The 3,011-nt window shown below is 53.3% G+C and carries 3 protein-coding genes; 2 read left to right on the forward strand and 1 reads right to left on the reverse strand.

Annotated elements, in window-relative coordinates:
* Both iscB and IBX50_RS19155 read left to right on the forward strand, forming a co-directional pair.
* Nucleotides 1-1,081 (forward strand): RNA-guided endonuclease IscB (gene iscB / locus IBX50_RS19150; protein ID WP_292257997.1); only part of this gene is annotated, 1,081 nt, incomplete at its 5' end.
* Between the two features lie 28 nt (nucleotides 1,082-1,109).
* Nucleotides 1,110-1,910: a TIGR04219 family outer membrane beta-barrel protein gene (locus IBX50_RS19155; protein WP_292257998.1), complete on the forward strand. Its 801-nt coding sequence runs from the start codon at nucleotides 1,110-1,112 to the stop codon at nucleotides 1,908-1,910.
* Between the two features lie 692 nt (nucleotides 1,911-2,602).
* Here the strand turns inward: IBX50_RS19155 and IBX50_RS19160 are convergent.
* The coding region (locus tag IBX50_RS19160; RefSeq protein ID WP_292257999.1) for a hypothetical protein at nucleotides 2,603-3,011 on the reverse strand (409 nt) is incomplete at its 5' end.

Below are 3,011 nucleotides of genomic sequence, written 5' to 3' on the forward strand. Positions count from 1 at the left end.
CTTGGAGCAGCGCCGTGCCTTTAGACGTAGACGCAGAAATCAACTGCGCTACCGGCCTGCGCGTTTTAATAATCGCACCAAGCCTCAAGGCTGGCTGCCACCGAGCCTGCAACATCGGGTGGATACCACGGCATCTTGGGTGAAGCGCACCATTCGACTGGCACCGGTCACCGGCATTCAACAGGAGCTGGTGCGCTTTGATACTCAAGCCTTAGAGAATCCTGAGATCGGTGGCGTGGAGTATCAACAAGGCACCCTGCTTGGCTACGAGGTGCGCGAATACCTGCTCGAAAAATGGGGCAGAGAGTGCGCCTACTGCGGCACCCAAGAGGTGCCTCTGGAAGTCGAGCACATTATTCCCCGCAGCAAAGGCGGCTCAAATCGCGTCAGCAACCTGACGCTGGCCTGCAACGACTGCAATCAAGACAAAGGCAATCTGCCGGTTGAGGTGTTTTTCCAGCAGGACAAAGGCCTGAAAAAACGCCTGAAGAAAAACGGCAAGTCAGCGGATAAGCAGCTAGAGCGGGTGTTGAAACAATGCAAAAAGCCGCTGAGAGATGCTGCAGCAGTGAATGCCACCCGCTGGGCGCTGTACCAGGCTTTGAAAGAAACCGGCCTGCCGGTTGTGACCGGCACTGGCGGCCAGACAAAATTCAATCGCAGCCAGCTTGGCATTCCAAAAACCCATGCGCTCGATGCCGCTTGCGTGGGTGTAGTGGAGTCACTGACCGAATGGCAGCGACCCACACTGGAAATCAAAGCTACCGGCAGGGGCAGCTACCAGCGCACCCGGCTAGATCGCTTTGGCTTCCCGCGTGGTTACTTGATGCGCGAGAAAAGCGTTCACGGCTTCCAGACCGGTGATCTGGTGAAAGCCGAGGTGTCCACCGGCAAGAAGGCGGGTGTGCATGTGGGTCGAGTCGCCATCAGGAAAAGCGGCAGTTTTAACATCCAGATGCCTGATCAGATTGTTCAGGGCATCAGCTGGAAGCATTGTCGAATCATTCAACGCGGTGATGGCTATGGCTATCACCTCACTTCGCTTACTAAAAAGGAGGGTGCGCTTTCCACCCCGAGCTGAAGCACGGGGTTTCGCGCGCAAATTATTGATGAAAAAGAAAATCATTGCCATTTCTTCGCTGTTGACCGCTGGCGTACTCGCCTCAGGATTGGCTCAGGCTGACCTGACTGTCCGAGCCGGTGTCAGCACCTGGTCAACGCCTGTTTCTGGCTATGTGCAAGGCAGTAGCGATCAGCCTCGATTGAGCGCATCAGGTTCACTGGGGCTGAAAGATGACAATCAGCAGCAGCTGTTTCTGGAATTCGATCATTTTGTGCCTATGGTGCCCAACCTGCGCATCAGCAAAACAGATTTGGAGTTCAATGGTTCACGTAACCAATCATTCACGTTCCGGGATCGCACGTTTACCGGTAACACCACAAGCCTTCTGGATTTGTCACATACCGACATTACCGCGTACTACCGGTTTCTGGATGGCATAACCGCCTTTGTTCCCTGGATTGGCCTGCGTGTCGAAGCGGGTGTGACTGTACGCCTGTTTGATGGTGCGATCAGCGTGACCGGTGACGTGGCCGGTCAGCCTGACAAGCAGGAGCAGGCTGTTGACCTGGATGCACCGCTGCCCATGGGGTATTTGGCAGGACGCATCACGCTTGGCGATAGCTTGTCCGTAGGCGCCGGTGTGAATGCGATCAGCTATCAAGGAAGCGGTCTGATGGATCGTGTCATTGATGCGCGTTATGAAATCGGCTTCCTGCCCTTGATCTCCCCCGGCATTATGGTTGGTCACCGCAGTTTCAATCTGGAGATGGATGACCTGAGCGGTGCTTACGGTGACCTGGATATCAGCGGGCCTTTTGCCGGTATCTATGTGCGTGCTGGCTTTTAGGCGCTCGCCGCTGCCTGAGAAGTTGGAAGCCTCGCCCTTGGCGCTTTAGCGCTTAGGGTGGGGAGCAGTCACTAAAAGCATCAGTTCGATCCAGAGCATTTAACCTACTTGATACGATTCCAGGGAAGAAACCCTTTAGGCGCCTTCCCGCCATGAAATCTAAACAGTTGACATCCGATGTACTCAACGTAGCCTAGCCTCTCAAGATCCCTAAGCCAGAACCAGAGGTTCTTTCTTCTTGTTTCGATTGATATATCGTCATTAGGCCAGCCAAGAAGGAGTCCGAGCCATTTGTCTTGAGCAAGGTCGGCAGTGTTGTTAAGATGCGAAAGATTGTTGGAAAATCTGGATATCTTGTAGTGCCATACAACCCCCTTCCAAACTGACCAACTGGCATTCCATGCTGGCAGACGATCTCCTGTCCATCGAGGCGGCAATACCCCGATTTTACTGGCAATACACCGCATTCTCTCAGGCTCTGGCATTTCTCGAAATTTCGTTGCAAAGAGAAATTGATTCTCGCTTCTTGCAAGGCTTTCCTCAAGAGCTTTCGTGGCACGATCATTGATTACTTCCTGCCATCTGCCAAGATTCCGCCACGCGGCTCTATAACCCCGCATTATTCATGAGACTGTGAATCAGCCTCTCCGAACCGCTGTTTGATCCTGCTACCAGCACCCCATGTGCGATACTCATTTTTTACTGAGATTACTGGCCTTTTTAACTGATTTTTTGCCACTTTCCAGCTTTCTTGAGCCAGATTTTCGATCCACAGGCAGCCGTGATTCTCGACGTTTGCCGATAACCCCATGTGGATACTTGATTGATGACTCACTGGTGGCATCTACTCTGTTTATGGTCGATAAAGGGCTTCCATCAAGATAGGCCACCACTTGTTGGCGGGAGCACCCAGATTGACCTTGATCTGTCGGGCATGAACGGTGAGAGTGGCGGCAACTTTCAGAAGCTGCTCTCTCAGGCGTCTCAGGCTCCAGCCGCTCATCAGATGGACGACACACGGGTCTTTTCAGGTACGGCTGAGCGAGCTTTGCAGGCGTGAGTTGCCTTTCAGGCGTCCCAGGTAGTGGATGTCTTTTTCTT

It is taken from the genome of Marinospirillum sp. (assembly GCF_014859565.1).